Here is a 224-nt window from a genome sequence, read left to right as displayed (position 1 = left end):
CAAAACATTCAACCGCGCAAAGAAGATTATGTTTATCCGTCTCTCCACTCACCGATCACCGACGATCTCCATATCGTTTGGGAAGCGAGCAAAGAAGTGACGCTGACGGTCAATGGAAAAAAGAAAAAGATATGGACGACAGCCGATACAGTCGCGGAGCTGCTCCGTTCGCAGCACGTGGCAGTCGGGCCGTATGACAAAGTGGCGCCGGCGCTTTCGGCGAA

General features: G+C 52.7%; 1 protein-coding gene. It reads left to right on the top strand.

Translation table 11 applies throughout. The annotated features are described in order from the left end of the window. Window positions 1–224, top strand: a 224-nt coding sequence (locus LD028_RS09940; RefSeq protein ID WP_237811721.1) for a ubiquitin-like domain-containing protein, incomplete at both ends; no start/stop codon positions are given.

Source organism: Anoxybacillus sp. LAT27 (assembly GCF_022030075.1).
Classification (GTDB): Bacteria; Bacillota; Bacilli; order Bacillales; family Anoxybacillaceae; genus Anoxybacillus; species Anoxybacillus kestanbolensis.
Note: the sequence above shows the minus strand (reverse complement) of the source record. Positions and strands in the feature narration are given on the sequence as shown.